This window comes from Acinetobacter sp. WC-141 (genome assembly GCF_000313935.1).
GTDB lineage: Bacteria > Pseudomonadota > Gammaproteobacteria > Pseudomonadales > Moraxellaceae > Acinetobacter.
The window spans coordinates 1-26,054 of record NZ_AMSS01000080.1; the positions used below are offsets into that span (position 1 = coordinate 1).

39 protein-coding genes and 1 pseudogene are annotated in these 26,054 nt (G+C 38.2%); 11 read left to right on the forward strand and 29 right to left on the reverse strand.

The window, feature by feature from the left end:
* The 24 genes and pseudogenes from ACINWC141_RS15515 to ACINWC141_RS15625 all read right to left on the reverse strand — a co-directional run.
* Window positions 1-528 (reverse strand): annotated as a pseudogene (locus tag ACINWC141_RS15515) (major capsid protein); the annotation flags it as partial.
* 13 nt (window positions 529-541) lie between these two features.
* Window positions 542-1,333, reverse strand: a complete 792-nt coding sequence (locus ACINWC141_RS15520; RefSeq protein WP_009392759.1) for a hypothetical protein — start codon at window positions 1,331-1,333, stop codon at window positions 542-544.
* Window positions 1,334-1,424: 91 nt separating this feature from the next.
* The gene (locus ACINWC141_RS15525) at window positions 1,425-1,616 is read right to left on the reverse strand and encodes a hypothetical protein (protein WP_009392734.1); all 192 of its coding nucleotides are present in this window, start codon (window positions 1,614-1,616) and stop codon (window positions 1,425-1,427) included.
* Window positions 1,617-1,672: 56 nt separating this feature from the next.
* The gene (locus tag ACINWC141_RS20310; RefSeq protein ID WP_009392771.1) at window positions 1,673-1,822 is read right to left on the reverse strand and encodes a hypothetical protein; all 150 of its coding nucleotides are present in this window, start codon (window positions 1,820-1,822) and stop codon (window positions 1,673-1,675) included.
* Between the two features lie 21 nt (window positions 1,823-1,843).
* The gene (locus ACINWC141_RS15530) at window positions 1,844-2,074 is read right to left on the reverse strand and encodes a hypothetical protein (RefSeq protein ID WP_009392757.1); all 231 of its coding nucleotides are present in this window, start codon (window positions 2,072-2,074) and stop codon (window positions 1,844-1,846) included.
* Entirely contained in the window at window positions 2,071-3,177 is a 1,107-nt protein-coding gene (locus ACINWC141_RS15535; RefSeq protein ID WP_009392776.1) for a minor capsid protein, read from the reverse strand. Before ACINWC141_RS15535 ends, ACINWC141_RS15530 begins: the two co-directional genes overlap by 4 nt.
* A gap of 9 nt (window positions 3,178-3,186) precedes the next feature.
* Window positions 3,187-4,527, reverse strand: a complete 1,341-nt coding sequence (locus tag ACINWC141_RS15540) for a DUF4055 domain-containing protein (RefSeq protein WP_009392793.1) — start codon at window positions 4,525-4,527, stop codon at window positions 3,187-3,189.
* Window positions 4,528-4,566: 39 nt separating this feature from the next.
* A complete protein-coding gene (locus ACINWC141_RS15545; RefSeq protein WP_009392795.1) occupies window positions 4,567-5,883 on the reverse strand; it encodes a phage terminase large subunit family protein in 1,317 nt (438 codons plus the stop codon).
* A complete protein-coding gene (locus tag ACINWC141_RS15550) occupies window positions 5,867-6,415 on the reverse strand; it encodes a DUF2280 domain-containing protein (RefSeq protein ID WP_009392785.1) in 549 nt (182 codons plus the stop codon). The genes ACINWC141_RS15545 and ACINWC141_RS15550 overlap by 17 nt, the downstream gene beginning before the upstream one ends.
* 58 nt (window positions 6,416-6,473) lie before the next feature.
* The gene (locus ACINWC141_RS15555) at window positions 6,474-7,115 is read right to left on the reverse strand and encodes a putative metallopeptidase (RefSeq protein ID WP_009392780.1); all 642 of its coding nucleotides are present in this window, start codon (window positions 7,113-7,115) and stop codon (window positions 6,474-6,476) included.
* Window positions 7,075-7,551 carry a hypothetical protein gene (locus tag ACINWC141_RS15560; RefSeq protein ID WP_009392765.1) on the reverse strand — a complete coding sequence of 159 codons (477 nt, stop codon included), beginning with the start codon at window positions 7,549-7,551 and terminating at the stop codon, window positions 7,075-7,077. The genes ACINWC141_RS15555 and ACINWC141_RS15560 overlap by 41 nt, the downstream gene beginning before the upstream one ends.
* 92 nt (window positions 7,552-7,643) lie before the next feature.
* Window positions 7,644-8,402 carry a hypothetical protein gene (locus ACINWC141_RS15565; protein WP_009392736.1) on the reverse strand — a complete coding sequence of 253 codons (759 nt, stop codon included), beginning with the start codon at window positions 8,400-8,402 and terminating at the stop codon, window positions 7,644-7,646.
* Window positions 8,403-8,554: 152 nt separating this feature from the next.
* The gene (locus ACINWC141_RS15570) at window positions 8,555-8,773 is read right to left on the reverse strand and encodes a hypothetical protein (protein ID WP_009392747.1); all 219 of its coding nucleotides are present in this window, start codon (window positions 8,771-8,773) and stop codon (window positions 8,555-8,557) included.
* Window positions 8,774-9,236: 463 nt separating this feature from the next.
* On the reverse strand, window positions 9,237-10,010 hold the full coding sequence (locus tag ACINWC141_RS15575) for a hypothetical protein (RefSeq protein ID WP_009392743.1): 774 nt from the start codon (window positions 10,008-10,010) through the stop codon (window positions 9,237-9,239).
* 23 nt (window positions 10,011-10,033) lie between these two features.
* On the reverse strand, window positions 10,034-10,432 hold the full coding sequence (locus tag ACINWC141_RS15580; RefSeq protein ID WP_001019813.1) for an antiterminator Q family protein: 399 nt from the start codon (window positions 10,430-10,432) through the stop codon (window positions 10,034-10,036).
* Complete coding sequence (locus ACINWC141_RS15585; protein WP_009392772.1) at window positions 10,432-10,833, reverse strand: DUF559 domain-containing protein; 402 nt, start codon at window positions 10,831-10,833, stop codon at window positions 10,432-10,434. Before ACINWC141_RS15585 ends, ACINWC141_RS15580 begins: the two co-directional genes overlap by 1 nt.
* Window positions 10,830-10,943: a putative phage replication protein gene (locus ACINWC141_RS20160; RefSeq protein ID WP_009392774.1), complete on the reverse strand. Its 114-nt coding sequence runs from the start codon at window positions 10,941-10,943 to the stop codon at window positions 10,830-10,832. Before ACINWC141_RS20160 ends, ACINWC141_RS15585 begins: the two co-directional genes overlap by 4 nt.
* A gap of 10 nt (window positions 10,944-10,953) precedes the next feature.
* Window positions 10,954-11,853: a phosphoadenosine phosphosulfate reductase domain-containing protein gene (locus ACINWC141_RS15595; protein ID WP_009392813.1), complete on the reverse strand. Its 900-nt coding sequence runs from the start codon at window positions 11,851-11,853 to the stop codon at window positions 10,954-10,956.
* Window positions 11,850-12,599 (reverse strand): hypothetical protein, encoded by a 750-nt coding sequence (locus ACINWC141_RS15600; RefSeq protein ID WP_009392773.1) that lies wholly within the window; start codon window positions 12,597-12,599, stop codon window positions 11,850-11,852. Before ACINWC141_RS15600 ends, ACINWC141_RS15595 begins: the two co-directional genes overlap by 4 nt.
* Window positions 12,592-13,542: a YdaU family protein gene (locus ACINWC141_RS15605; RefSeq protein WP_009392816.1), complete on the reverse strand. Its 951-nt coding sequence runs from the start codon at window positions 13,540-13,542 to the stop codon at window positions 12,592-12,594. The genes ACINWC141_RS15600 and ACINWC141_RS15605 overlap by 8 nt, the downstream gene beginning before the upstream one ends.
* 3 nt (window positions 13,543-13,545) lie before the next feature.
* A complete protein-coding gene (locus tag ACINWC141_RS15610) occupies window positions 13,546-14,187 on the reverse strand; it encodes a hypothetical protein (protein ID WP_009392791.1) in 642 nt (213 codons plus the stop codon).
* Complete coding sequence (locus ACINWC141_RS15615; protein WP_009392787.1) at window positions 14,184-14,468, reverse strand: hypothetical protein; 285 nt, start codon at window positions 14,466-14,468, stop codon at window positions 14,184-14,186. Before ACINWC141_RS15615 ends, ACINWC141_RS15610 begins: the two co-directional genes overlap by 4 nt.
* Before the next feature lie 60 nt (window positions 14,469-14,528).
* Window positions 14,529-14,885: a hypothetical protein gene (locus tag ACINWC141_RS15620; protein ID WP_000041060.1), complete on the reverse strand. Its 357-nt coding sequence runs from the start codon at window positions 14,883-14,885 to the stop codon at window positions 14,529-14,531.
* Between the two features lie 8 nt (window positions 14,886-14,893).
* Window positions 14,894-15,115, reverse strand: a complete 222-nt coding sequence (locus ACINWC141_RS15625) for a hypothetical protein (RefSeq protein ID WP_009392811.1) — start codon at window positions 15,113-15,115, stop codon at window positions 14,894-14,896.
* 130 nt (window positions 15,116-15,245) lie between these two features.
* Between ACINWC141_RS15625 and ACINWC141_RS15630 the strand changes: the two genes are divergently transcribed.
* The 10 genes from ACINWC141_RS15630 (at window position 15,246) to ACINWC141_RS15675 (ending at window position 20,553) form a co-directional block, all read left to right on the forward strand.
* Window positions 15,246-16,034, forward strand: coding sequence for a LexA family transcriptional regulator (locus ACINWC141_RS15630; protein ID WP_009392800.1), 789 nt, complete (start codon window positions 15,246-15,248; stop codon window positions 16,032-16,034).
* A gap of 214 nt (window positions 16,035-16,248) precedes the next feature.
* Window positions 16,249-16,725, forward strand: a complete 477-nt coding sequence (locus ACINWC141_RS15635; protein WP_009392803.1) for a hypothetical protein — start codon at window positions 16,249-16,251, stop codon at window positions 16,723-16,725.
* Window positions 16,725-17,015 (forward strand): hypothetical protein, encoded by a 291-nt coding sequence (locus tag ACINWC141_RS15640; RefSeq protein ID WP_009392805.1) that lies wholly within the window; start codon window positions 16,725-16,727, stop codon window positions 17,013-17,015. The genes ACINWC141_RS15635 and ACINWC141_RS15640 overlap by 1 nt, the downstream gene beginning before the upstream one ends.
* Window positions 17,008-17,331 (forward strand): hypothetical protein, encoded by a 324-nt coding sequence (locus ACINWC141_RS15645; RefSeq protein WP_009392807.1) that lies wholly within the window; start codon window positions 17,008-17,010, stop codon window positions 17,329-17,331. Before ACINWC141_RS15640 ends, ACINWC141_RS15645 begins: the two co-directional genes overlap by 8 nt.
* Window positions 17,332-17,342: 11 nt before the next feature.
* Window positions 17,343-18,446, forward strand: coding sequence for an ATP-binding protein (locus tag ACINWC141_RS15650; RefSeq protein ID WP_009392762.1), 1,104 nt, complete (start codon window positions 17,343-17,345; stop codon window positions 18,444-18,446).
* Window positions 18,443-19,435, forward strand: a complete 993-nt coding sequence (locus ACINWC141_RS15655; RefSeq protein ID WP_009392761.1) for a hypothetical protein — start codon at window positions 18,443-18,445, stop codon at window positions 19,433-19,435. The genes ACINWC141_RS15650 and ACINWC141_RS15655 overlap by 4 nt, the downstream gene beginning before the upstream one ends.
* A complete protein-coding gene (locus ACINWC141_RS15660; RefSeq protein WP_034678900.1) occupies window positions 19,435-19,731 on the forward strand; it encodes a hypothetical protein in 297 nt (98 codons plus the stop codon). Before ACINWC141_RS15655 ends, ACINWC141_RS15660 begins: the two co-directional genes overlap by 1 nt.
* Window positions 19,732-19,911: a hypothetical protein gene (locus ACINWC141_RS15665; RefSeq protein ID WP_009392775.1), complete on the forward strand. Its 180-nt coding sequence runs from the start codon at window positions 19,732-19,734 to the stop codon at window positions 19,909-19,911. It abuts the gene before it with no gap.
* Complete coding sequence (locus ACINWC141_RS15670; protein WP_009392755.1) at window positions 19,904-20,299, forward strand: hypothetical protein; 396 nt, start codon at window positions 19,904-19,906, stop codon at window positions 20,297-20,299. The genes ACINWC141_RS15665 and ACINWC141_RS15670 overlap by 8 nt, the downstream gene beginning before the upstream one ends.
* The gene (locus ACINWC141_RS15675; protein WP_034678902.1) at window positions 20,296-20,553 is read left to right on the forward strand and encodes a helix-turn-helix domain-containing protein; all 258 of its coding nucleotides are present in this window, start codon (window positions 20,296-20,298) and stop codon (window positions 20,551-20,553) included. The genes ACINWC141_RS15670 and ACINWC141_RS15675 overlap by 4 nt, the downstream gene beginning before the upstream one ends.
* Before the next feature lie 422 nt (window positions 20,554-20,975).
* On the opposite strand, the gene ACINWC141_RS15680 is transcribed toward ACINWC141_RS15675, so the two are convergent.
* The 3 genes from ACINWC141_RS15680 to ACINWC141_RS15685 all read right to left on the reverse strand — a co-directional run bounded on the left by ACINWC141_RS15680 (window position 20,976) and on the right by ACINWC141_RS15685 (window position 21,938).
* Complete coding sequence (locus ACINWC141_RS15680) at window positions 20,976-21,296, reverse strand: hypothetical protein (protein WP_009392798.1); 321 nt, start codon at window positions 21,294-21,296, stop codon at window positions 20,976-20,978.
* 64 nt (window positions 21,297-21,360) lie between these two features.
* Complete coding sequence (locus tag ACINWC141_RS19840) at window positions 21,361-21,474, reverse strand: hypothetical protein (protein ID WP_009392809.1); 114 nt, start codon at window positions 21,472-21,474, stop codon at window positions 21,361-21,363.
* A 119-nt stretch (window positions 21,475-21,593) separates the two neighbouring features.
* Complete coding sequence (locus ACINWC141_RS15685) at window positions 21,594-21,938, reverse strand: hypothetical protein (RefSeq protein WP_009392749.1); 345 nt, start codon at window positions 21,936-21,938, stop codon at window positions 21,594-21,596.
* A gap of 240 nt (window positions 21,939-22,178) precedes the next feature.
* On the opposite strand from ACINWC141_RS15685, the gene ACINWC141_RS15690 reads away from it, so the two are divergent.
* Complete coding sequence (locus tag ACINWC141_RS15690; protein ID WP_009392789.1) at window positions 22,179-22,763, forward strand: 5-formyltetrahydrofolate cyclo-ligase; 585 nt, start codon at window positions 22,179-22,181, stop codon at window positions 22,761-22,763.
* Window positions 22,764-22,882: 119 nt separating this feature from the next.
* Here the strand turns inward: ACINWC141_RS15690 and tpgA are convergent, their stop codons facing one another.
* Together tpgA and ACINWC141_RS15700 are read right to left on the reverse strand one after the other, a co-directional pair.
* Window positions 22,883-23,662, reverse strand: coding sequence for a trimeric autotransporter adhesin/peptidogylcan-associated protein TpgA (tpgA, locus tag ACINWC141_RS15695; RefSeq protein WP_009392758.1), 780 nt, complete (start codon window positions 23,660-23,662; stop codon window positions 22,883-22,885).
* Window positions 23,663-23,718: 56 nt separating this feature from the next.
* A partial coding sequence (locus ACINWC141_RS15700) for an autotransporter adhesin (RefSeq protein ID WP_009392738.1) occupies window positions 23,719-26,054 on the reverse strand: 2,336 nt, incomplete at its 5' end.

Sequence of the window (26,054 nt, forward strand, 5' to 3'; positions counted from 1 at the left end):
TTTGTCTACGGCATCCCCAAGCTTGTATGAAGCATCAACAAAAGATACGCCATCAATTACAGCGGCAGCTCCAGTTCCAGCAGAAATATCGTGAGTATTACCTGCCATGCTGGCCGCACCGAACACACCTTTAAGTGTATTTACGGTAAAACCTTGAAACTCACGCGACCAGTAATCTGCTACCAGATCACCAACCGCACCAAGTGGATCGTCACCAGATAATGCTTTAGCCAAATCATTAGCGCCCCATGCCTTACCACGTGCATGAAGAATCGCAATATCTTTGCCTGAAGTGATGTTATTTACAGATAAAGGGGTTGAATCTGAAAGTACTTCTGACTCACCACTTAAATCATTCCAGAATGGGATATTTACAGTAGTACCACCGTCTGTTCCGAAAGCCACATCTACATCCAAATCCCCAACAATGCCTGACTGCCATAATGCAGACTTCTCGGCAGTCTTATTTAATACGTACGGAGTAAATAACTCGGGTACGATTACATCAGCAATTTTTGTCTCAGCCATTAGGCTTTACTCCTTAAAGTTTAATACCGTGTTTTGCCGCTAGCTCTTTAGCTAGTTGCGGATTTTCATTTCGTAATTGCGCCAATTTGGTCATATTCACCGTACCATCTGCTTTTAAGATGTCAGGTTGACCTTTTGAATTGTTACTACCTGGTGCACCCATACCATTAGGTTTAGGCCAGAAGTAAGGCTTTTGCTCGCGTAGAGATTCCACCCACTCTTTTGGCGATAATGCTGTCTGGCCATCTTTGCCAATAATCACTTCGCCGTTTTCATCAACAGCAACTGCTTTACCGTTTTCATCTAATGCAAACTTTGATTTAGCTAAAAACGCAATGTCACTTGTTGCTTCAGGTAATGCTTCAAGCTCTACAGCTGCTTGAACGATTTGCCCTTGAATTACTGATTCCTTAAACTTATTTGCATAAGCCTCGGCTTTGTCAGCACGGTCTTTTTCGGCTTTAAGTAACTTTTCATGTTCTTCACGCATCTTCTCGGTGCGCTTCTGAATCACTTCGGTAATTTTGCCTTCAGCGATTAGCTTGGCTTCTTCATCTTGATCAATCTGAGAAAAGACCTTTTTAACAATTTCAGGATCAATCCCTTCGAACTGTTTTTGAAGTTTCTGGAGTTCTTGTTTTGCAGTCTTAGCAGCATCACGCTCGCTTTGAAGTGCAGTTTTCAAGCCCTTAGGATCTTCATAGCCGTCTAAGTCAAGGCGAAACTTCCCGTTTTCCTCAACATATAAAGCGCGGTGCTCTTCTTTGATGGCATCAAGTGAATCAACAATAAATGGCAATGACATGTTCAAACCTCTCGTTTGATTTGGATAAAGCCTTATCTCAAGGCATTAAAAAAGCGCCCATTAGGACGCTGTATTTCGTTTCTTTAAATAATTATTTACTGACAGCTTGGCGTACAAATGCATCCTTAGCTTCAAGTAGCTTTCGTAAACCCGTTGATTTTTCAGGGCCATCAGGCAACAGTTCATCCATTTGCTTAGCTAAATCACCTATTGGTTTGCTAACTTGCTGCAAATGTTCCGGTAAATGTTCATACTTAAAATATTGGATAATTGGACTTGGCATTTTTCTTACTCACAAAAAAAGCACCCGAAGGTGCTATGGTTAAAATTAAGCTTTAGTTAAAGAGCTGCAAGTGCTTTCATTCTTTCAAATGAATAACCGTAAATTGCCATTGCTCTAGAAATCTTAAGCCGAATAAACGGAACTAAAATAAGCTTAATGCTCAAAATATATTGAGCATCTGACATAGTGATAGTTTTTTCAGTCATTTATGAGACCTTTAGCTACATTTACTTTGTTGAAATTTTTCTAGGATCATCACCTTCCAATCGAACACCACTATCACCATAAGCTTCAAAAGTCACAGTAATCATTGCAGGTCCGTTTAAGGCATCACAATTCATCTGTACAGCTCTTTGACCAGCTAGTGGCAATCCAGTTTCTTCATCACAAATAACCAGATAACCTTTTAAGGTTGGGTGACGCTTAAGCACTAAGTGTTTTACCTTTGTTTCACTCATAAGCCCAAATCCTTAAATCTTTGTTCATCCAACTTTCTAAGTTGGTCCAATGTGTAAAGCCGCCCTTCCGGATCGAAGAACTTATCAAAATCGAACTTCCCATCTTTATAGAGCTTGAAACGCTTTGGCCCTAGCCACTCTTTTTGGAAGAAGTTATCTGTCTTCATGAAGAACTCTTTGAATGTGGTGTTTGCATCCAATTGCCCTATTAATTGGCTGCGCTCATCTTTCGGGATGTCTTTGACTCGGCGTTCGTCCATTACAAATGGCCGTTCGCCAACAAGCAGGCCATCTTTTTCGACTGGTACCAAAATGCTCCGGCAGTTAGGATGTAACGGCGGTACCCGTTTTGCTGGATCGTTAATCTCCCATACGGTACCATCAAGTGTTGCACAAAGCTTAGATGTTCTTCCATCCAGCGTTGCAACCAGTCTTACGTATTCAAAGCCCAATTGATTAAAGCTATTTAAATAGGCTTGATTGGCCACATGACTGCGAACTGTTCTCACCGTACGGTCGATATCAGTCTTACTGCTACTTAGAAGCCCATCCTCATAATTAAGCCGCTTGGTGCCGCGAATACGCTGAACTATTTCCTGATTTGTTTTACCTGAGTTAATGCCATCCCGAATTGCATATTCAACTTTTTGGCGTGCAGTCTCAGCAATCTTGGAAAGAAGATCATCAACTAATGCTCCACCTACTAAGGGTACTTTTTTAGCTGCTGTATATAGCTTTTCACCATTTGGCTTTTCGATCTTGCCTCCATATAGCTTCGCCGTGTAATTAGCTTCATAAACTGCCAAGGCAGTAGCAGAAACAGCGAAAGCTTCAGGTAATGCAGTATTTAGTCCAAGGAACCACTGAGCAATCAAATTACGAACTTCTTTCAGATTAGCTGTAGTGTACTGTCCACTTGCTAGAGCCATCTTTTCAGAATCATTTAATTCATCAAGCAAATCCCGAAGCTTTGCCAACATTAATATTGACTCATCATTAAAGATTTTTAATAGCTCTTTAACAGATTGAGAAGACACCCGATATAAATACGCCTGATGTTGGGTAAGTATTTCAATCAGCGATTTATCTTCTTTTGAAGCCATACGTCACCTCTACAACGGCATACTGTCCCGTTCACCTTCAACCCGCTTCACTTCTTCCTGATAGTCGTGAGCTGGTAATTTACCTGTCATCAGGTATTCCCAATATGTGCGGAAAGAGTTTTTCCCTGAAATAGCACCCTCATAAAGCTGTTTTGCAAGATTAATATCCGTGACCTGCACAATAAACTCAGGTTCAACCGTAAATGAATATTTTGTCGAATCCAGCTTTAACCACTGCGCTGCATACTTAATGGCTTGTTCAATTGCTGCAGCTGCACACATCACGATACTGTGAAGACTTGCCTGCTGGTCATCCTGTCGTGCACGGCGTGCCTCACCTGATTCTTGTGTATTCGTATCGACTACCTTGGCACCGGCTTCTAATGCTGCATTTTTCTGTGCATCCATTTCCTTTTTAGTGAGTTCAATCCCACTGCCTGATATTTCCAGATACCCACACTGAGAATCACCCGGAAGACTCCAGACAGCCATAACACCAGTGACACTAATATCTTCGTCACCTTCAAGACCATTAATCCAAGGTTGCGGATGAGCCGTATGGTGAAGAGACTGGTAATAATCTGCACTAAGTTGGTAATACTTCAGAGCAGCCTTGGCCATTGTCAGAAGTGGTACGGTACCAACATCTGGGGAATTACTAGTGGCACCGCAAAAAACAAATGGTGTGAAAGAAAGTTGATTACCGCCGAGATCGGGAGTTTTATCCTCCACATGTGAGCCATCAAACAATCGGACCGCTAAAGCTCCATCATCCATAGATAGAACGCGGTGAACCGTTTTAGTTTCGTGTCCGAATTCATCTTCACTATTATCAAATTGCTCCTCGAGCACTAACAGCTTTAGATCCTTTCGACCACCGATACTGTTTTCCTTCCAGTTAGTGATTGATAGAGCATCATATAAGGCGAAATATGGCACTCCGTTAGCATCAACATCGACAAGCAGCCCACAGCGCCCAAACTCTAGTAACTCTGAACAAATGCGAATAAAGAGCTGTTTAAGTCCAAAACCGTCATTTGTGGCATTCTCTATCAAGCCCTTTAAAAGAGAACTTTCAATTACAATATTCGGCTCAAGCTTTGAAACTAACCCGATCATTGTGCGTAATGCGTCCTGAACCCATAGCGGATACTGAGCTCGACTTAGATAGGCCTTATAAATCTCTCCAGTCTTATCACCCTGCTTTTCTGCCTCGATCATCCCTGCAGATTTAGAAAGGTATTTGATCTGTGCCTGTTTAATCTGCTCTTCGCCAGCTACGGCATCACGCATAATTAACCAAGCAATTTGCGCAGCAATATACTGCGGATGTTTATCAGTAACTGCCATAAAAACACCAATAAAAAAGCACCTATAAAGGTGCATTGTTTAAGACATGCCGCGAATTCTACGAACCCCAACAGATTTTTTGTCGATCGGAAATAGATAAGCGATCGGATAGGTTCCTGCATCATTCATGTGGTCAAACCCTGACTTTTTATCAGGCTGGCCATAATCATCATAAATTTGACGCTCTAAGCATTTAGCGAAGTGCGGACATTTTGTTACGTTCACAAAGAGTCTGCGCTCAGATAAGGTATTACAGAGCCTGCTGTTCATTGAGTTGATACGGTCTTTAACCGCAGGGTTTCTACTGTTCACAAGGACTTTAAATCCTGCTTTTCTGAGTAATGCTAGATCCGTTTCACTTGCATTACTTGACTTTCGATTCTCACCTGAAGCATCGGGATAAATAGCAATTTCATGATCAGGATAACGCTCCTGAATAGCCTCAATCATTGCTGGGGTATCAAAGAGATTCACGAACTCATCAACAGCATGCATTTGTTCCCCACGGCGAACATATACAACAGCAGCCATTTTGGTAACGTTAAAGTCCATCCCGACATGAAGTACATCATTTGCCTGAACTGTTTCTGTCGATGCACTTAGCAAACGATTAAAGCAGTAAAAAATAACGCCTTGGTAACTTTCGAAACTTGCCTCATATTCCTGGCTAAATGTCTTAGGATCCATCTTGCGCTTAGCAACAATGATCTCTGACTCAGGAATATTTCCACCTTGTAATGAGGTATAAGAAAAGCTTTTACAATCTGGTTCATGTCCCGGCTGACCATCCATGAAAGTGTCATAACAATGGTTAAAGCCTTTAGGTGTTCCAATCCTTAATACATGACCACCAACCCGCCGTTCACCATTAACTACATACTTACATGTAGACAGCATTGGGCGAAGTACTTCTTCCCATGCGGCCCATTTACAATCCGCCCATTCATCAATAATTAAGAAAAATAAGCCAGAACCACGAAGGTCATCATAATTGTCCAACCCTACAACACGGATAACATGGCCACTTCTTAATGTAATTGAACATTCAGTCTCATTCGGCTTACCTGCTCGCCATGATGCAGGAATTGCTTGTTTTAGTCGTTTCCAGAAAACCCGTTTAGCTTGCTTAAATGTAGGTGCTGCATACCAAATTTCATCCTCAACAGAAACATTCCACTTTGCTGCTAATCTTGCGGCTCTACGCATTTCCGCTTTAGCTAGAAAAGTCTTACCAAATCGTCGACCGCAAACAGCATCGCGAAATCGGGCTTCTTTTTGCCAGCCCCACAAATAGATATTTGCTTGTTTAGGTGTTAACTGAACTGAACCTTCAGGAGGATTAAAGAATTGGCTCATTTGGTATCTCCTCATCAGGATTCAGCACAAGCTTGTAATCCTCTTCAGGTGGACGATACTCAGGTGGATTAACTTCACGCTGTAACTTCTGAAGCTCAAGCTTTTTAATCTCAAGTTCTATTTCAGCTTTTGATTGGCCTTCCTCACCACCATTTGCCCCTGTCGTTTCTTGGCGATTGTTAAATTGCCCGCCAATGTCTTTGGCCGCTTGCTCAAGTAATTTCATCCCAGTTTTAACGTTTCTGGTTTTGTCTAAGTATTTTTGATACTGCCGTAGACGGTAATATTTGTTCGCAATAGGAATATCTATTAAACCCTCATCGAATTTCGCCCTCGTTTCCTCAAAAAGTACTACATACTTCTTACTTAGATTGCGACCTGAATATTTTGTTGGATCATATGCCTGACATTGGCTTCGACTAATATCAACATCAAACTCTTGTTTGACGCTCTCCACTACTTCTTGAGGGGTATCACGGCAAGCAAGAGACTGAACTATAAATATTTTTACAGGCTCTTTTAGTGCTGCCATAAATTCAACTCCGTACAACTACGTACAACAAACAAGGCAAAAAAAAGAGCCGCAAGGCTCAGTTGATTACACAGTTTCCGCAGCATCTTGAAATATCTAAATCCGAAACAAACGGCGGATTCTTGGCGACTTCAATAAGCCGCTTAACGTTCTTGCTTGGTCCATAACGTTTAACTACACCAATAAACTCTTCAACATCATGACCAGCTAAATAATGTTTAGGTAGTCCCGTATTATCGCTATAAAGGATCTCGCCATCTTCGTCTTTCATAACGCCAATGTGATACAGCTCATGTTCAATCAAATAACAGAACTCAGTATCATTAGCACGCTCACAGAAAGAAGCATCGACTGTAATTAAGTATGTTGGAACAGCTCCGAACCAATCTCGCATTTGTTGCTCTTGACGAGCTTTGCGCCAGCCACCGACATTAAACATAACTTTTTCACATTGGCCTAAAACCATAGCCTGCTTGCTTTTATATGCAGAAGAAGCCCAAGCAAATGCCAAGAACTCTTCATTATCATGTAATAGCTCAGCAATATGGTCATGATCTGGGTTATGAAGAGGTCCACCTATCGTTAAGTAGTTAGCAATAACCCATTTTTTTAAATCAGGTGCTGGAATTATACGGATTGCTTCCTCTTCATCTGCCTGATCAATAAAGTCCGTTGGCGGGAAGGGTCTGATCTGATCCATTAAATATTTGCCTCTTTAAATTTTTAAGCCATTGGCTAGCGTAATCTTTTCGCATCTGTAGCGGTCCAGACTCATCAATACGATGCCTAGCTGCTGTCTCAATGCGAACTACTGTGTAACCCATCTCTTCAGCAACATCGTAACGATCAAGGCTCCAAGCTTTGTTCTTAAGCTTTCCCTTGCGACCACCTGACCAAGGTCCACCAGCAATTTCTACCAAGATTCGATGTTCAATTAAATGAAAATCAAAACGCCAATGCTTTGTAGATTTAAACTGGAATTTCTTCTCGTACTTAATTTTCAGATTATCTAAAGCTTCACTAAATTCTTCTTCTGCCTCTAAGTACTTTTGGGTAGCTTTAGGAAGTGGTTTACTCTTGGGTTTGGTTTTAGGTTCTTTTTTCCGTGTAAGCCAAAAGTATTCGTTAGCTTCCATAATTCACCCATTAAAAAAGCCCCTAATTGGGACTTTGTAATGCATAACTTAAGTTAAAAATTGTTCCATAATACCTTCAACACATTTCCAACTTAATGCTGATTTTGACTCTCAAGCATTTCTGAAAGGCTTTTTTGAAATTCAGGAATGGAAAAAATATCAATATATGGCATTTTAAGAATACTTTTATTTTTCTTAAGTACGCCCAAACCTGTAAGAAACTGTGATTTATCTGTTAAGAAAAAAAATTCAAAACAGTAACCCTCAAAAATGGTTAAAAATCGAATTCTCTGCTTTTTATCAATATTACAATAAATATCAGTTATAAAATCTAGATCCATCTCATTAAATGGAGCGATCAAACTTACTAATTTTGAAATTCTGAGATCAAAACATTCTGTTAAAAAAATGCGCTCGTTCTTAACACTTTCCTTTAAAAAATTTTTGGCTACCGGAGATTCATCAAAAATTTTTAATTTCTTAAAAACTTCATGGTTAGATTCAATTCCTCTCCACATAATAGATAACAAATACAACATGAGCTTTTTTTGATCAACACCTTGAATTTCATAATGATAATTTCTCTTTTTATGTTTTACTGATTTCATTCTATTTCTTAAAATATTTAAAGAATAGTCTTCATATTTCTTATTTAATTTATGTTCACATTCCCCACATAACATATATGTGGCCCACTGATCCTGATCTTTGACAACTTTATTATGCTGTTTATCAAATCTCAAAGCATGATTTGCACCTTTTAAGGCCTTTTTAAAAACTGCTCGACCAATAACGTGAGATCGCTTTAATTCTTTTTCTAGATCGCATAATTTGCAAATACCATTTTTCATAATTTTTTCTTCAAATAACTATTGATGTTTAAGTTTTATTTTATCAATAAAAATTAATGAAATAAAAAATGGTTATAAAAGAAAAAGCCCCGCCAATAATCGATATTTAGCGGGGCTCTTTTGCGCCGTAATACGTCCGGCAAACGATAAAACTAGTTTTTAGGTGCTCTAAGAATAATTAGTACTTTTTCTGACATGTCATGCAAGTTAGAACCTACAGGCAACCAGAATTGATAATTGATGTTGTCTCGGTTAAAAATCTGCTTGTAGTACTCGGTTTCAAATGATGGATCAATTTCAGAGGCTTTAAGTAATCGACCTTCTTTTTCTATCTTCTGCCCATCCAATTCACCACCAACACAGATATTCATTTTAAGTACCAGTTTTTAATTAGACTGGACTATAGCACAAAACAAAAAAGCTCATCATTTGATGAGCTTTTAATTAAATCACTTAGGTCTGCAATGCTACAAGCTGAGTACTAAACAGATTAATTACCACACCATTCGCAAACATGGATAAAGCAATAATTGAATGTTTTTTTACCATACGCACCTCCAGCAAACTTAATGAAACAGTTGAATAGTTAGTTAAACAAGACAACAAAAAAGATAAGCAAAAGGCAACTAATCCTAGCACTACAAGTGGAACTGAACCACTTATGCATTCCTCTACAACAACAGACCTAAGTAATCTATTCTTTTATTATAACATTAATTTTCTAAAGCAAATTAAAAAAGCCCACCAAATGATGAGCTTTAATACTAGTGATTTACTTACACTTCGAACACTATAGCACGAATATGTCATATCTCTGCGCGCAATGCAATAATTCTACTCGATGATCATTAAATTTTGTAATTTCTTATCTAAATCTATATCGGTCTTTGCCCCTAATTCTTTTCTTAATAGATGAACAACTTTATTAGCATTCATATTTGATTCATTTATTAAATCAGTTATTAATGGGCTTATTTCTCTAGAATCAATTTTAATTTTTTCACCAAGCACATTCATCGAATTTAAGTAACCTTCAGACTCTTTAAGTTTTTCATCAAAATATTTTTGTATCAATGGAATTCTCTCAATTCCCTCTCCAAATAACTTGATTCTTTCATACTCTTCAGAAGCATTATTAAATAGCTTAATAGATCTAGAATGTCTGGAGTATAACTTTTCAATTTCGCTGTTCGAAATAATTAATGGATTAATTTTTTCCTGTAAATTACGAAATTTTTCTATAAAAACATCTAAAAATTTATATATTTGTTCCTTCGTTGAAGTTTCACAAATAAATGCTGCTTTATCAAGTGAAGTACTAAAAGCATGAACTAGATTTTTTTGCAATTCCCAATTTTTATCTAATTCTGATAATAATAATTGAAAACCTAAGATCATTTTTGAGTAATTTTCAACTAGCTCTAGATATACATTTTTCCTTGTCTCCGCAAGTCTTGCTTCTTTTTGCAAATGCAAAGATGTTCTCCACGAGAAATACACACCTACTGCAATTGCAATACCACCTATCACTGCCCCCCAAATAGTTCCCCACTTTTGAATTTGAGCAGCTTCAATTGTTGCTTGAATTACTGTTATTTCATCTGCCATTAATAATTACCTTAACTAATATTTCATAGATTTTGACAAATAGATTCAAGTCTACTATCTAGCCATGTTTCTGCTGCTAACAAATATTTATCAATATTTCTTCGATCAACTTTTGTATGTGTAGCCAGAACTGCAACTGGATACCCTTTTAAATAATGAAATTCAATCCATTGGTATAAATCTGGTCGAGATAACTTTAACTGCATGACTAAATGATCAATTGCAACTAGTGCTTCATCATTCAAAGTAACCTGAATACCTTTAGATTTAAATCCCTCTTTTAGTCGCATTAATCCTAAACTTGGAGATTTATAAATTAATTCACTAGGATTAAAAGAGGCATTACGTGCCCATTTCCCCCACTGGGCAAGCTCATTCTGCATCATTCTGACTGTTGGCTTAATTTTCACTTCGATATTCATCAGTTTTTACCTCTCACCAATTGCTCAATTTGTTTAATTGCTACACCTGCTTTAACTTGTTCTGTGCAGAACCGTAAAACTGTAAAACCCATCATTGACGCAGAGTTATACTTCTCCATATCCCCGATGTACCCTTTCCCTCTTGTATGGCGACCTCCGCTCCAGATCCCGCCTTCGACCTCTACCAATATCTTTGTACCTGTAATTAAAAAGTCCGCCCGCCACTTACGTTTTGGATGGAATTTATATTCCTGCTCAAATTCAATCTTGCAGGCTTTAAGATGAGTTGCTAATAAAACCTCCCCTACACTTGGTTCTCGTGTTTGCTTTGCTGAACGGCGCTTTTTACTTTTCTGAATAGGAAATAATTCACGGTATTCAGCAAGGCTCATTGAACTCATTCCTCAATTGCCTCCTTTCTCGCCAACCACCACAAAACCACCGCACCGCTTATAGCTGCGGTAAAAAATGAAATGAGTAACCCCCACGCTAAAATCTCGAATTTATTCATGATCCTGCCCCTATTCACATAAACCGTAAGCAGATGAACAAGCTTCTATACCTGTCATTTGCTCAACTAAATCGTATTGCTTACCACCTCTCACAGTTTTGGACCATTCCACCAGCTGGTGAATGCCATGCCCTCGATAATCAGAAGTGAAGAAGGTTGCTGATTGGCGCTTTGAAACTAATCCTACAATTCGCTCCCACTCCGCTACACGTTCAATTTCCTCAGGAAAACGTTTTGCAATTTCCTTTAGCTCATCTTTGTTGCAGTTAATGCACGGCATACAACCAACACGCCCCATGCCTTGTTTGTATAAAGGATTAGGGTCTATACCCATGTCTGTATGAGCTTGGAAAACATCTTTTGCTGACCACTTCAAGATTGGTCTGTAGTTGTAAAGTCCTTGAATAACCTCATTACATTCAGGAAGGTATTTACGATCCAAAGACTCATCTGCACGTACTCCTTGCCATGACAAAATCATGTGTCCATCTTCTAAAATTGGATAGAACAATTGCTGGATCGGCTTAACTTTCAATTCGGATGTACAGAAACGTGCACGTGTTGATGGAAATCTATTTTTCCAAAGGCACAAATCTAAAAAAGGATTGCCAGTAGGCTTAAGAACAGCTAAAGCATTTTCTATAACTGAGTTAGAAACCCCTTTTTCTGGCCATTTGGTTTTCACATATTCGCGCTTGCTTTCAATCTCAAAGCTAAAATCAGCCTTAACTCTTTGAATTTGGATTTCTAAGATTTGCTCTAAATATTCGACATATTCATAAGTTGCTGGATGTTCATGCCCTGTGTCAGCAAATACTGCTTGTAAATTTTCTACATCCCATGCCATTGCTAACAACAAAGTTGCTGTAGAGTCTTTTCCACCAGAAACAGAGACAATATTGTGTTTCATACATTCGCCCCATCAATTAACTGCTGAATATTTCTAGGAATTGGTGTCCCTTCACGACGGCACATCTCTGCATATTCGTGCGGATTGTCAAAAGGATCTGGCCCTAACTCTTGTTTCTGTTCAGGCTCTTTTTCTTTTGCCTGTAGCTTTTGTACTGGCGCAGTTTTACGCCCATTGATTTTTAGACGGTCCATTAGGGATTTAAGATGCTTTTGTGCTTCGTCATTGCTTACTGGAGCGTGCTCAGGCTCTTTGTGCTCTAGTTGTAGCGGCGGTGTATAAAATTCCTGGTGACGGCCTTTTAATTGCGCTTTAGCAACCATTACGTTGTAAGTGCCAAAGAAATTATCTTGAGCTGCTCTCATTTGACCCGCTTCGATCAAATACATAACTTCGTCTAAAGCGTATTTTGTGATTTGGGTAATGATCACCGTACGGTCTGCTGTGAACTTGCAAGCACGTGACCAAGCTTCCTCAGGTGACATCCAACTTTCACCGATACACCAAGTACGAAACTCAGCAAATGAGGGCATGAAGCGACCACCAGCTGTAAGCAATCGACCAAGTGCGTTGTTAAATTGATTTTGTTGAACGCCAACAAGTGTTTTAAGTGCGATCTGTTCAACTACCGACAGAGGGATTGCGCTTTCACCTATTACTGGGAATTGCTTGTTGAACTGAGCAGCGTAAACAGTGCGAAGAGATGCGATTAATTGGCGCACTTCGTTCAAGGTAATCTCATGCATGACCCACCTCCTCACTCACTAGAAACTTTTTTGAAGGGGTTACATCCACGATTTGAGATTGGTTTTGTTCTTCAAAAAGATTTGAGAAGTAACCTGGCTCTTGTGGTTTTTGACCAGCAGTAGTGATTTGCTCTTGCTTCTTGCGGTTAGCAGCAATTTGTTTCTCGTTGTTTTGTACCCAAGAAAACCACTTAACCAGCCAGATGCTTGGTGTATTCAATGAGCTTGATTCGTTTGCAAAGTGCCAGTCACCAAAGTTTTGAATCATGGTTCTCAAGTCGATCTCAGGAACTGAAACAAATCTTTGTTGAGCAAGTGAGATGAAATCGTATTGAAACTCGCTGTATTCAGAAATGAATTCACGCATTGAGTAACGCTTGTGATCATTGATCTGATACTGAGCAAATTGAATTGGAGGTAATTGCGAATTTTCTCCACGCGCATTACTACTACTATCTATAAATGGTTCTTGGTTTATGGTTAATGGTTTATGGTTATTGGTTGGTTGCACGCCCGTTTGTTCTTCGTTTAACGGATTTTCAACGACCGTTGAATTTTCGTTGGTGGTTTGATCATCACTAGCTGAACCGTTGTTAGACGATCCTTTCTTTTTCGCTGCACGTTTTGCAGCAGACGCTTTACCAGCCTCGCTAGCCTGTTTCTTTTTACCGTGGAATTCAGCAATTTCACGTTCACAGCGGTTATTACGATACACACCATCTACAAGCGTAAAAAACTCATCAAGAACGTATTTAAGTGCTTCTTTCTGGTCTTCAGTTGTGCATTGCAAACGACGTGCTAGCCGATCAATGCTTGAAGCATCAATTGCCTTTTCAGTGTCGTAATACATATCTAATAAGTCGCGATAAATCGCACGCTCAATTAAACTGAGGTGGCGAGTCGCATTGTTAAAGTCACCTATATGGTGTTGGTAATAATTCATTCATTAATCCCCGATATGGCCACAATGATCACAGTGATCAAATTCATATGGGTTGTATTGCCATACGATCTTTCCGCAACTTGGGCAGTTAAAACGAGACTTTGGATTTTCTACACGGCGTTTAGCTTTCTTAAGATGAGCTGGCATTTTTAAGCCTGCTCCTTGTGTCATAGTGCGATATTTATATTTACTAAAATCAAAGGTTCTTCTTTTGGCCTTTTCCGCCAAGTAGTAAGGTATTGCGATATATTGCTTACCTAATTCTGTTATTTCTTCTGATGAAAAATAAGAAGCCAATTCAAAATCTGTAGAAGTTTCAAAGCTCTTTTTATTTAGCCAAAAAACATCATTTCCATCGTATTGCCCTTTTACAAAAACGGCATAGCCTATAACGCCATCAATTATTTGGGTTTCATTAGGAATGTATTGATGATCAACTTTCCAAACAGCCAATTCATCAACATGGTCAGCAGATATTGGGCGATCATACTCACGAGCATGATCAAAATGATATTGGGCCTCTTCCCGTGTGCAAACATGAGCTTGGCTAATATCAGTGTGGTAGCCTCGAAACTCATGGCGCTGGAAGCTCACATTTGACCCTACGTTGTCGCGGAAGCAAGCTAAGTAAAATCTATCTTTCATGCTTCACCGCCTTCTACTGCTTGGATGAAACGACCCAAGAATCGAATTTTTTTAGCTCGACCCAAACTAGCGACAACCTCACCAGCAAAATAAAAAGTAATGCCATGTTGGTAAGACAGAGATTCAATGAGCTCATCTCTTAATACAGCCGCATTATTTTCGTCACGATTGATACGGCGAAGGTTCTCTTTCCGCTTTTCGATTAATTGATTCAGCGTATAAAGCGCTGGCTCAAACCAGCTCTGGATTATTTGCTCTTGATTTGATAGATTAGTTTGCATATTCGATTCCTCTAGCCAGTAATTGAATTAACTAAGCCTGATTTCCGAGATCAGGCTTTTTTAATATCCTAGCTTTTCCTTTTGACCACTGATTTCGTCATGAAATAAGTCATCAACTGTTTCTATACGGTTCATCCAGCTTTTAGACATAACTAAAAGTGCAGCAACACGTTCCTTATCAATGCTTTGATAATCTTTAGGAACGACTTTTAATCCAAGCAAACTCAATAGCTCGCAAAACATTTCAATCTCATTCAAGCCATTGTTTTTCTTGTCTGTTTTAAGCCGAGTAATTGTGCTTGGATCAACCTTTAAATGTTCAGCAATCTCTTTTTGATTGCTTATATCAAGGCCATGCAATATACGAGAGACGTCATTTCTGGCACTTGCAGATATATCAACTGATAATTTGCTCATGTTGTTTCCTAAGCTGTTTTTGATGTTCCTAAAAAGAATTCAAATAAGCTTTTGTGGGTTAGTTTTTGATTGCTTGCGTCTACCATTTTTTGAATGGTTTCCATTCTTGGTTTTTTACGGCCATGGATTAGGTGAGTTTCCATATATCCATAAGTAACTTCTGCTTCTTTGCAGAACTTGATACGTTCACTCTCACTTAATCCCCGCCAATAGCTATGAAGAGTAAGCATTAATACACCTCACTGGTAAATATATTTAATAAATATACCCACAAGGTAAATAAAATACAACCTGTTAGGGTATTTATTTTTTCTACCTATTAGGTATTTTGAATTCAGCGCTAGAGGTGAATTGAAAAAAATGAGTGAATTAAAGACTATTCATGAAATTAGGCTTGGTAATACAAGAAAATTAATGAAGGAATCGGGACTAACTCGTTCTGAATTCGCCGAAAAGATTGATATGTCTTATGGATTGGTAAGCCAATACATTGGAAAGAATCCAACAAAGAATATTGGTGATGAAACAGCTTTAAAAATAGAAGAAGCTTTTAATAAACCGCGTGGGTACCTTGATCAATCTGAAATTCAAAATGAAAATGCACACCAATTAGATGGCGCTGCTAGTTTTAAGCAACTCGACATAGAAGCATTTAAGAAAAAATATAATATTCCTGACAGCGAAGATGCTGTACTTTTCTCAAATGTTATCGAAAAACCATTAGTTATTTCAAAAAGATGGGTTCCAGTTAAGGCATACAGCAAGATGGGCATGGACGGTTATTTTACAGACATGGGGTATGATGGAAACGCTGGCGATGGGTATGTTCCAACTCACACTGCTGGTGATCGGTCATATGCAATTAAAGGAACTGGTGACTCAATGTATCCCGCTATCCGTAATGGCTGGTATGTAGTATGTGACCCAGATGCAGAATTAACGCCGACTGAATTTGTGCAAGTTTGCTTAAAAGATGGTAGATGCACAATTAAAGAATTTATTGGCATTCATAATAATGTTTTAAATCTTTTAGCTGTAAACGGCGGTGAACGCTTAACTTTTGATATGGATGAAGTCGAAAGCATAACTGCTATTACCGATATTGTGCCTCCTAGCCAACACAGACAACAGCATCCAAAAGCTCATTAATTATTTTAATAAACCATTATTTAAGCCCACCAATTGGTGGGTTTTTTATGGCCTTTACATTAAATACACCTAGGAAGTAAAAAAATAATCAACTAATTTCACCCCACAGGTATTTACTTTATTTTACCTTGCAGGTATATTTTTCTCACAGACAACAAAAAAGCACACCGAACCTTCTACCTCTCGATGTGCTTTGCAAACTGCGAGATCAATTATGAATGCAAAATCAATTCCACACAAGCACAAGGTAACAGGTATTACAGCAATTGCTGTACTTGTTGCCCTTGGCTCTTGTGAATACCGTGCCGCTAATTCTAGCGTCCCTTCTAATTACTCATATGAAAGCAAGCAAATGGTTGCTTCTGAATATGAGCTTCTAGGTATTAAACAAACTGGTGAAAAAACTGGTGTAGCTGTTATACGCATTGACGGCTTTAAGTTAAGCGTAAGTTTTGATTTTGACGGCGTAGCAGATAGTTACGGCGTAGCAGATAGTTACGGCGTAGCAGATAGTTACGGCGTAGCAGGTTCAGACTGTACAGCAGCCGAAATTACTAACTTGGCCATTGAGTCAGTAACAGACCTCCGCGGCAAACCCTTTAATGACTTTACCAATCGTGACGACCATAAAAATATAAATATTTTATTGGTGGGCTATATCGATCGTAATAAATGGTTGGAGGCTGCCTAATGAAAAATTATAACTGCCCTGCGTGCAAGAAAATTATCCCTGTGGATCGCTCAGAAATCAAAGCTGGTGATGAGGTTTCATTTTGCAAAGTAACCCAAACTTCCAAGTCTGCTCGTTTTTCTTCAAGAGAAGGGATTGTTGAGTGCCGCGAAGGTGATGTTGTTTTAGTTAAATATCGAAAGGAAATTATTCCTTTAAATATTAAGGATGTTTCACCATCTGATGCGCCAAGCCCGCTTACTTATGCATTTGTTGGCACATGCGAATGTAAGGAGGCTGAATATGTCTAATTTCAAAAAACACCCAGATGGGTACAAGTCTTACTTGGGTCGTGACAACACTGGTTTGTATTCGGTTCGCATCGGCTGGCAGGTATATGCATCAAATGCAAATGGAACTGTGCTGTACAAAACCATCAAAGAAGTTAAGACGCCTTTAGATGTCGAGAAGTTCAAAACTGAATATCCGAAAGTATGGAATGAACTTACGCAAGAGATCAGCTTTCAACGCAAGAAACAGTTAGCTATCGATCTTCGTGAATCAAATATTCCTGCGTATGACCGTGCTGCTTACAAGCAAAAACGCGGCTTCACTGGCTCAAGATAAGGATAATAAAAATGAACGTATTTTTCCAAAAAGCTGAACGTAAGCAAGCTAAGTTAAGACTTGCTTTATCTGGTCCTACTGGCTCAGGGAAAACTGAAAGTGCCCTAAAACTTGCTGCCGGTATTGGTGGTCGAATTGCCGTTGTTGATACAGAAGACAGTAGCGCATCGCTTTATGCAGATCGTTATGACTTCTACGCTGCAAACCTAACACCGCCATATACACCAGAAAAATTTACAGCAGCGATCAAAGCAGCTGAGCAAGCGGGTTTTGATATTTTAATTTTGGACAGTATTACTCATGAGTGGTCTGGTACTGGTGGGTGTTTGGAAATTGTAGACACCCTAACCAAAGGAAAATTTAAAGGTAATAGCTGGGCAGCTTGGAGCGAAGTCACTCCACGTCATCGCAAATTTATAGATGCCATTCTTCATTCAAGTATTCACATCATCGTAACACTGCGAAGCAAGATGGATACGATCCAAACCGAAACTAATGGCAAGAAGAAAGTTGAAAAGGTTGGGATGAAGTCTGAACAGCGTGACGGTATCGAATATGAGTTCACTACGGTGCTTGACTTAAATGCTGATCATTTTGCAAATGCCACTAAAGACCGAACTCATATTTTCACTGAACCGATGATGATTAATGAAGGTACTGGCGTTTGTCTACGCGAGTGGCTTCTTTCTGGAACTGCCGATGCAACTATTGACGGTAATCAATTTTTAGAAATTGAAGATCTTATGCAGCGCGCTGGGATCAACATCGAGAATTACTGCTTAAAGCGCAAGTTAAATAGCTTGATGGATCTTCAACAACAAAAGTTTGAAGAAACAAAAAATCAGCTCTTAAACATCATTCGCAAAAATGAACAAACTGCTCGTGAGCATGAAAATCAATTGAGCCAAAACCAGACACAGGCGGCAAATAACTTTGTTGAGATTTCAGCAGAACAACGCGATGAGCTACAGGGCTTTATTGCTGAACGCGGTCTAGATGTAAAAACAGTTTGTGAGCACTTCGGAATTGATGCACTCACTCAAATTGAAGCGGCAAAACTTACGGCAGTTAAACAAGACATTGAGACATTGGCTAAAACGGGGATGACAGCATGAATAATTTACTAACAGCATCTGAAGCATTTGCAGCTCTTCAAAAAGGTAAAACTGTCCTTTGTCGTTACGCTGGGGATGGAACACTAAAAGCTGATAAGTCTTTTAGCACCCTTGATCAAATGCCAGCAACGGTATTTGGTCTACCCTATTACGAGTTCTGCATTCAGCTTGAAACAACTGTTTTAGCAGAAATTACATTCACCAAGCCAGTTGAACCGCATGATTTAGAAGATGGCCAAGTTATCTATATTGTTATGCCTTCCCATATCTTGCGTACCACATATAACTCTAAAAATGGTGAAACTTGTCTAAGTGTTGGTAATGGGTTTGCACAGCTTGATGAAGAAAATGCAAAGCTTCAACTTCAAGCTATAGGTAAAACTTTTGGCAATATGATTACTGATATTCAAGTAATAGACGTAACTAAAGACAAACCAAGAGGTCAAAAAGGTAAACAAACTAAAGCTGAACAAACACTCGTTTCAGAAAAGACTTGTGAAATTATTGCTGAAGCAAAGAAGCCCTCGATTGTTATAACTGAGCAAACCAATGTCACCGCTTCTGAGGATCCATTAGTTCCAGATACTAATGACCCGACATTAGATCCTGAATATCAAAAAAACCTTGATACCCTTCTGCAACGCGTTAGTGAATCAAAAACACCTGACGAAGTTAATGCAGTTTATCGCTATACCCGTACTTGGTCTGATAAACAAATGGAACCTTTGCTTCTTGCAACTCACAAACGACTTGAACATTTAGAAAAAGAAAAGGCATCTGCAAATGAGCCGCCATCATTAATGGTTCAGATCCAGAATGCACCAGACTTGACGGCATTAGATGCTCTTGAAATTGATGTAGCTGCACGTGATCCACAGATTCAACCGAAGCTTATGGGGTATGTGAGAAAACGCCGCTATGAATTAGAGAATCCATCAGGCTCTCAACCAGAAGCTGAACATGATTATTTACTGGAGGAACCTTTCTAATGTCGAAACAAACTACTCCAGAGTTTCTTTTCGAGCCAAAGCTGCTACCTCAGCAGCTTTTCGAGAAGTTCATAGTGTTCAACGTAAATGCTGGTTATCGCGGACGAGGTACACCACACGGCGTGAACCTGATTAAAGGCAATAAAGCTACTCTCACCTTAACCGATAAAGGTGAGATGAACAAAGCAGCTCAAGAGCGATACAAGTTAATGCTTTTGAAGTATTTCAAAGAAGGACGCTCAGCAATGGATGAGCTTAATCATGAAGTTAAACGTATTTATAAAATGGTGGCGTGAATGATTAAAGCTGAAAGTGCTGTGGAATTTGATGGTGATGACGTTTGGATAGGAAGTGTTCTTATCTCAAAATGTTTCGGCAATGAAGATTGGACGGCGTTTCTCGACAATGATGTTGAAAAAGAATTTGAAACCTTAGAACTAGCTGTTACTTACTGCTTGGAGCACAACAATGAGTAAATCAACATTGTGGGCGGTTGCAATGCGACCTGAAGGTTATAGCCCTTTTAAACAAACTCCAGCAGCTTCTAAAGAGATAGCTGAGAGAGCTGTTGAGCGTTATAGAAAAATGCATGAAAAGGAAGGCAACAACTTTTTCTTAGAAATTTTCGATGATGTTATCAAAGTCCAGAAATGGCACGGCACACGTAAGGATCATATTAAAAAACTATTTTATGTAGAAAGCTGGTTCACCCAAGCAATGTATCAATGCTTTGATTTGAAGACAGCTGAACGTGTTTTTAAGTTTGATGAAATTGTGAATTGCTACAAGAAAGGATCTGCTCCCCTTGTAACTAAAAGCTTTGATGAAGCAAAACAATTTTATGGATCTGGAGCTGAGGAATGAAAAGAATGAAATGTATTGATAAACAAGCTGAGATTGAAAAGTTCAATGCTGCTAATGATGATGCAGAATTTTCACCAGAATCACTTGCGGTAATACTTGATGTCTCGACCTCTTGGTTGCAGAAAAAACGTTGTGAAGGTGGAGGTATTCCCTTTTCAAAAGTCCACTATCGAAAAATTTTTTATAAAAAAGCAGATGTGTTAGCTTATATTGAACGGCAGCGCATCCATTCAACATCACAAATGGCGGTTTAACCGCCTTTTTTATTGTAAAAATTTAGTAGGCAAACAATAGGCTAAAAACCAATAAAAATAGGCAAATTAATAGAAATAGGCAGATAGTAGGCAAATAAAGTATATTTTCGAATTATGATATATGCTTTAATATTGTTTCAGGTATTTTTATTAAAATACAAAAACTTAAAAATAATTTTCATGTGGTTAAATATGATCTAATATTGTTTCATATTGCTATAAAATCGTTTCTACCCGAGAACTCATCGGGTTCAGGGTAACGACACATGCAGCGGCATCTTCGGAGCATTTAGTTTTAATACATAAGAAAAACTCAAAATACTTAATTTTAATATAGTTTTCCATACAGACCTTTCAGTCTAAAATTTTCTTTTTTAAACATTAAATTGCAGCTTAATTAATCTACTCACCCCTCTTCAATATTATTTTTCATTTCTATTAAGACACTCTTCATACCAGCCTGTTTGAAAATCCTCTATGGCTTTTCTTTTAAAGAAACTAGTTCTGAATACTTTCGCAGAGTAAGCTGAATTAATTAAATCTTGGTAAAGTTGTTTTGCTTTTGGATCTTCAAGACTATTCGCTATCTGTTGCAAATCTTGCGATGGAACTTTTTGTTGACGTGCTTCCATGACAGTATAAGCAACTTTTTTCACTACATTACAAATCTCGGGATCACTTACATTTTCGTCAGCATGACAACTTAAAGCAAAAAAACTAACAAGCAATAATCTATACTTCATGACCCTACCTTATTTTTATAGTTTAAAATTAATAAGAAAATTTCTTACTATTTCTTTTAAAAGATCACGCTGGATTAATCACGTAAAAATAGATAATCAGACCTAGCAAAACAGTTGAAGCAATCGTTAAGTATGTACCAACGGTATTAAAACTCTGTAAGAATTTCAAGATTTCCATATCTAGAACCCCCTAAATTAGTAACTATAAAGAAAGACAAAATGAAATTTACCACATCTCAATAATGCCAATCAATTCACACTTATCGGATTTTTTGAGATGCAAAACATTAAATCAATTTATTGGTTACACCTGATCGCAAAGGCATCTTTGTAGTAGTCAGTTGCACTTTTCAAATCTGACAACAATTTTTCTTCGGTATAAGGTTTGGGTGAAATTTTTATTAATGCAGGCATATATTGGGTCTTGTAAACCTCAGGATAGTCATGGCACAAGATTTTGACTTTAACCTCTTGTGGCGTATTCGGATTATCCAATTGATCTAAAAATTCTCCAATTTTACGGTCCGACTCTTCAAATTGAGCTTTATAGTCAACTTCAGCAGCTTCAGGTTCTGTTTGTTTTGTGCACCCACCAAGTAGTAATATGGTGCTTATTGTAATGGTTAAAATTTTTAACTTCATAGGCTTAACAATTTCACATTCATCTTTTTAATTATTCTTATCTCATTAAATGTAAATAAATATTGGTAATACGTAAAGAAATAGAAATTTTATCGTCAAAGCAGATGCATCAGATCTATTTATGACAATTAACTAAATAAATTTAAAGTGATTTACTAATTATTCTGCTATTTCCATAAAGCTATAAAAAAATAGGTATAATTTTGCTCAACTGATCTCAAATCTTTGTTAGATTTAAACATGACTGAACTTAGTTTTATTAGAAAAAATTTAAGATCTAAAAGACGCTCTTTAACCCCATTAGAGCAAAAACAAGCTCAGCTTAATGTGCTCCATCATCTAAACACCCTTGCTATTTTCCATTCATCAAAAAAAATTGGTTTATATTTACATGCCTTTGGAGAAGTTCATACAGATCTTCTCATAAAGTTATGTTTTCAAAAAAATAAACAAGTTTATTTACCAATGATTTGTTCTATGAATCAGCGTTTAGTTTGGGTAAGAATATCTAGAAACCAATATTTAAATCGACGTTTTTCTCATCATCCGTTAGGTATGAAAGAACCCATGGCAACCAGAGGAAAACATGTATCAAAGCTTGATTTACTTCTGATGCCACTTTTAGCTTGTGATCAATACGGTACACGTATTGGTATGGGAGGTGGCTATTATGACCGCACATTGGCAAGTGCAAAACATAAGCCTTATCGTTTGGGAATCGCTCATCAATTTCAATTTATTGAGCATACTTTAAAACGTCAAAGTTGGGATCAGCCATTAGATGCTTTACTCACTCCTCAACATATTTACTGTTTTAAAAGATAATATTTAAATAAAAATTTATAAAACTTAATAGACTTAAATATATTCTTTTTTATTTTTTCAGTCTCCTAAAACGAAAAAGTAACCACCCTAAGGATGGTTACTTCTGCGTGACAGACCGTTTACCAAGTAATATTAACACGTCTATTTGGTGCTAAACACTGAATGAGTTTTGCATTATTGTTACCTGAACACTGCTGGTATAAATCGGTCTGGCTATTCGCCTGAATTTGAATACGATTAGGGTCTATCCCCTGTTGAACAAGTAACTTCGCAATTGTATTTGCACGCTGTGATGACAATTGATGGTTATAACTAAATTTACCTAATGGGTCAGCAAAGCCAGAAATAATAATCGGCTTCATTGAAGGGCTTTTTTTGATCTGTTCAGCAACTTTCTCAAGGTTATTCGTACTTTGATCAATAGCTTTAGCATCAAAACGATCAAAGGCAAATAATACACTTGCTGTATGTTCACTTATTAAATTAGTCTGTACTGGCATTTGGTTATTTTCACCCCAAGCCATCAAACCCTCACATGCTTCACCCTTCCAAGATAAACGTTCTGCTAAATATTGTTTATCAAAATCAATACGCAACTGACAGCGCTGGTATTGATTACTTTTAGGGACACGTATATCTAACACGTAATTCCAAACTTTTACAGCAAATACCCCTTCGCTAAACTGTGGATTTCCTAATAAAGCTCGAATTTGGTCTTTATTTAATCCTGAATCTAAGCGTGCAACATCTTGGTATTCATAGCGCTTTACTTGCTTAAGGTAACTTTTTTCAATGGCTGGGAATTTAATTTCCTGTTGTTGAGCTGGTTCATTTGCAGAAGTTACCACTGAGAAACCAGCAAGAGTTGCCACCACTAAGCTTTGGATTGTTTTGTTCATCTCTTTACTCTCTTCATATTTTGAGTAGGGAGAGACTTAGCTCTCCCACCAGTTTCTTAGTTAATAACACCACTGATACCAACACGAACGCTTGGTTCACCTTGTGAAGCTGCTGCAACACCACCAGTAATTGACCAACGACCATTGTCAGAAGTTTTACGTAATGTCACACCGACTGCATTTTCACCACCATGATATGCGGCACCCACTGCATAAGTATATTTACCTGCAACAAATGGTGCATTTTCTAAAGCCATAGCTGCAGCAATACCGGCATTGGCTTTTTTCTCAACATCATCAATACGTTTATTGGTGTCATAGAACACTTGTTGTAACTGGTCACCCAAGTTATTAATTTTATTACCAAGATCTTGATTTGACTGGTTTAATGTGCCAATAGCATCATTAATATTGTTCTTACCAGTACCACCAATATTATTAGTAGTGATTGAACCATCTTTAGGATCAATCGTGGTATTTCCGCCAATACTATTCTTGATACTTTCAGAGATTTTATGGATTTGCCCACCATTTACAGCTTGGTTAGAACCCTCTTTAATTTCTCCATTTTTTACACCCTGTACGACACGGTTACCGTCTTTTCCAGCCATGTTAACGCTAGTACCACCGGTGTCTTTACCAACAGTAATTTCACCATTTTGTGTTTGCTGTTGAACCAGACCAGATTTACCTTTAGAGATGTTGTCAATATTGTTCTGAATGTTATTAATGTCAGTCGAATTTTTATCGACTTGTTTCTGAACATTCCATAGTTGACCGCCATTAACCGCATCTTTAGAGCCTTTTTCGACTTTACCTTCAGCAACATTCTTCAGGCTGGTACCTTTATCACCACCACCTAAAGTCACTGAGTTTTTATTGACATTGCCATTTTTATCTTTGTCATATTGGACAGCCTGATCAGATAGTTTGCCAACATCCTTGCCGATTTGATCTTTAACATCGTTAATCTGTTTGTCTAACTGGCCTTTGTTCACGGCATCTTTGGCATTTACACCATCGGCAACATTGGTAATTTTCTTACCACCTGCATCAATGCCATTAACTGTAATGCTTGGACCACCTTTGATGATTAATCCTTGTTGGTTCAAGACATGACCACCGACATTTACACTGTCGAATTTCACATCTTTAAGCATTTCAATTTTCACTCCATCTTCAGTTGTACGGGTAATAATGTTTTCACCGCTCGTTTTATCTTCAGCAGTTTTCGCATCAGCCCCACCAACAATATTTATGGTGTCACCCAACTTACGATGCACAGCCTTACCATTGGTTGCCTTTTGGTCATTTGCACCAAAGTTAAGACCTTTATTAGCTAGATCATTTACGCCATTAGTCACTTTGTCATCTACAGACTTAATTGCATCATGAACCGTGTTTTTACCCGTTCCACCAATATTCTGGGTAGTAATACTGCCATCTGGATTAACAATCGTATTTCCACCAATACTATTTTTAATGCTGTTAGAAATCTTATGAACCTGACCGCCATTTACAGCATCTTTAGAATTTTGCGCGATTACACCCTCAGCTACATTAGTAATTTTCTTACTACCAGCATTAATGCCATCTTTGGTTATGCTTGGACCATTCTTAATGGTTAAACCATTATTGTTGAGTACGCTATCACCAGTAGTCACGCTATCTAAAGTTAGATCTTTCTTGGTTGAGACTTCATAGTTTGTACTACCATCTTTATTAATAGTTTCTTTTACGACAAGGTTATTGCCTTCAGATACTGTGCTTTTTGCTTTAGTTGCAGTATTTTTAACTTCACTAATTGCATCATTAATATTGTTTTTACCCGTTCCACCAATATTATTGGTAGTCAGGCTACCATCCGGATTAACAACTGTATTTCCACCAATACTATTTTTGATGCTGTTAGAAATCTTATGAATCTGACTGCCGTTTACCGCTTCTTTTGATGTCGCTGAAATATTGCCAGCTTTAACATTATCTAAAACCGTACCGTCCTTACCTTTTAAGGTAACCTTGTCTTTAGTTTTGACATCGTCATATTTCACTGCTGCATCATCAGTTGCATTTTGCTTGGCAGCAAGATTGTCTAACTGACTCTTATTCACTGCATCTTTGGCATTTATACCATCCGCAACATTAGTAATTTTATTACCACCTGCATTGATGCCGTCTTTAGTGATGCTTGGACCTTCTTTAATAGTCAGACCATTTTTGTTCAAGGTCGTGTTGCCAGTCGTTACGCTGTCAAACTTCGAATCTTTTAACAATTCAATCTGAATACCGTCTTTAGTCGTGCGGGTAATAACATTCTCACCACTGGTTTTAGCCTCTGGCGTTGAAGCTGCTGCTCCACCCACAATATTTAGCTTCTCACCCAGTTTACGGT

Bases quoted from the DNA above. Each gene is read 5' to 3' on its own strand.
- ACINWC141_RS19840 (WP_009392809.1), bottom strand. From the start codon at position 21,474: ATGGAAATCTTGAAATTCTTACAGAGTTTTAATACCGTTGGTACATAC.
- ACINWC141_RS15585 (WP_009392772.1), bottom strand. From the start codon at position 10,833: ATGAGTTCAATGAGCCTTGCTGAATACCGTGAATTATTTCCTATTCAG.
- ACINWC141_RS15550 (WP_009392785.1), bottom strand. From the start codon at position 6,415: ATGGCAGCACTAAAAGAGCCTGTAAAAATATTTATAGTTCAGTCTCTT.
- ACINWC141_RS15540 (WP_009392793.1), bottom strand. From the start codon at position 4,527: ATGGCAGTTACTGATAAACATCCGCAGTATATTGCTGCGCAAATTGCT.
- ACINWC141_RS15660 (WP_034678900.1), top strand. From the start codon at position 19,435: ATGTCGAAACAAACTACTCCAGAGTTTCTTTTCGAGCCAAAGCTGCTA.
- ACINWC141_RS15580 (WP_001019813.1), bottom strand. From the start codon at position 10,432: ATGAATATCGAAGTGAAAATTAAGCCAACAGTCAGAATGATGCAGAAT.
- ACINWC141_RS15525 (WP_009392734.1), bottom strand. From the start codon at position 1,616: ATGCCAAGTCCAATTATCCAATATTTTAAGTATGAACATTTACCGGAA.
- ACINWC141_RS15560 (WP_009392765.1), bottom strand. From the start codon at position 7,551: ATGGAAGCTAACGAATACTTTTGGCTTACACGGAAAAAAGAACCTAAA.
- ACINWC141_RS15620 (WP_000041060.1), bottom strand. From the start codon at position 14,885: ATGAGCAAATTATCAGTTGATATATCTGCAAGTGCCAGAAATGACGTC.
- ACINWC141_RS15635 (WP_009392803.1), top strand. From the start codon at position 16,249: ATGAATGCAAAATCAATTCCACACAAGCACAAGGTAACAGGTATTACA.
- ACINWC141_RS15685 (WP_009392749.1), bottom strand. From the start codon at position 21,938: ATGAAGTTAAAAATTTTAACCATTACAATAAGCACCATATTACTACTT.
- tpgA (WP_009392758.1), bottom strand. From the start codon at position 23,662: ATGAACAAAACAATCCAAAGCTTAGTGGTGGCAACTCTTGCTGGTTTC.
- ACINWC141_RS15645 (WP_009392807.1), top strand. From the start codon at position 17,008: ATGTCTAATTTCAAAAAACACCCAGATGGGTACAAGTCTTACTTGGGT.
- ACINWC141_RS15520 (WP_009392759.1), bottom strand. From the start codon at position 1,333: ATGTCATTGCCATTTATTGTTGATTCACTTGATGCCATCAAAGAAGAG.
- ACINWC141_RS15670 (WP_009392755.1), top strand. From the start codon at position 19,904: ATGAGTAAATCAACATTGTGGGCGGTTGCAATGCGACCTGAAGGTTAT.
- ACINWC141_RS15595 (WP_009392813.1), bottom strand. From the start codon at position 11,853: ATGAAACACAATATTGTCTCTGTTTCTGGTGGAAAAGACTCTACAGCA.
- ACINWC141_RS15640 (WP_009392805.1), top strand. From the start codon at position 16,725: ATGAAAAATTATAACTGCCCTGCGTGCAAGAAAATTATCCCTGTGGAT.
- ACINWC141_RS15555 (WP_009392780.1), bottom strand. From the start codon at position 7,115: ATGGATCAGATCAGACCCTTCCCGCCAACGGACTTTATTGATCAGGCA.
- ACINWC141_RS15665 (WP_009392775.1), top strand. From the start codon at position 19,732: ATGATTAAAGCTGAAAGTGCTGTGGAATTTGATGGTGATGACGTTTGG.
- ACINWC141_RS15650 (WP_009392762.1), top strand. From the start codon at position 17,343: ATGAACGTATTTTTCCAAAAAGCTGAACGTAAGCAAGCTAAGTTAAGA.
- ACINWC141_RS20160 (WP_009392774.1), bottom strand. From the start codon at position 10,943: ATGAATAAATTCGAGATTTTAGCGTGGGGGTTACTCATTTCATTTTTT.
- ACINWC141_RS15570 (WP_009392747.1), bottom strand. From the start codon at position 8,773: ATGAATATCTGTGTTGGTGGTGAATTGGATGGGCAGAAGATAGAAAAA.
- ACINWC141_RS15655 (WP_009392761.1), top strand. From the start codon at position 18,443: ATGAATAATTTACTAACAGCATCTGAAGCATTTGCAGCTCTTCAAAAA.
- ACINWC141_RS15625 (WP_009392811.1), bottom strand. From the start codon at position 15,115: ATGCTTACTCTTCATAGCTATTGGCGGGGATTAAGTGAGAGTGAACGT.
- ACINWC141_RS15675 (WP_034678902.1), top strand. From the start codon at position 20,296: ATGAAAAGAATGAAATGTATTGATAAACAAGCTGAGATTGAAAAGTTC.
- ACINWC141_RS15565 (WP_009392736.1), bottom strand. From the start codon at position 8,402: ATGAAAAATGGTATTTGCAAATTATGCGATCTAGAAAAAGAATTAAAG.
- ACINWC141_RS15610 (WP_009392791.1), bottom strand. From the start codon at position 14,187: ATGAAAGATAGATTTTACTTAGCTTGCTTCCGCGACAACGTAGGGTCA.
- ACINWC141_RS15690 (WP_009392789.1), top strand. From the start codon at position 22,179: ATGACTGAACTTAGTTTTATTAGAAAAAATTTAAGATCTAAAAGACGC.
- ACINWC141_RS15600 (WP_009392773.1), bottom strand. From the start codon at position 12,599: ATGCATGAGATTACCTTGAACGAAGTGCGCCAATTAATCGCATCTCTT.
- ACINWC141_RS15630 (WP_009392800.1), top strand. From the start codon at position 15,246: ATGAGTGAATTAAAGACTATTCATGAAATTAGGCTTGGTAATACAAGA.
- ACINWC141_RS15575 (WP_009392743.1), bottom strand. From the start codon at position 10,010: ATGGCAGATGAAATAACAGTAATTCAAGCAACAATTGAAGCTGCTCAA.
- ACINWC141_RS20310 (WP_009392771.1), bottom strand. From the start codon at position 1,822: ATGACTGAAAAAACTATCACTATGTCAGATGCTCAATATATTTTGAGC.
- ACINWC141_RS15605 (WP_009392816.1), bottom strand. From the start codon at position 13,542: ATGAATTATTACCAACACCATATAGGTGACTTTAACAATGCGACTCGC.
- ACINWC141_RS15680 (WP_009392798.1), bottom strand. From the start codon at position 21,296: ATGAAGTATAGATTATTGCTTGTTAGTTTTTTTGCTTTAAGTTGTCAT.
- ACINWC141_RS15545 (WP_009392795.1), bottom strand. From the start codon at position 5,883: ATGAGCCAATTCTTTAATCCTCCTGAAGGTTCAGTTCAGTTAACACCT.
- ACINWC141_RS15535 (WP_009392776.1), bottom strand. From the start codon at position 3,177: ATGGCTTCAAAAGAAGATAAATCGCTGATTGAAATACTTACCCAACAT.
- ACINWC141_RS15530 (WP_009392757.1), bottom strand. From the start codon at position 2,074: ATGAGTGAAACAAAGGTAAAACACTTAGTGCTTAAGCGTCACCCAACC.
- ACINWC141_RS15615 (WP_009392787.1), bottom strand. From the start codon at position 14,468: ATGCAAACTAATCTATCAAATCAAGAGCAAATAATCCAGAGCTGGTTT.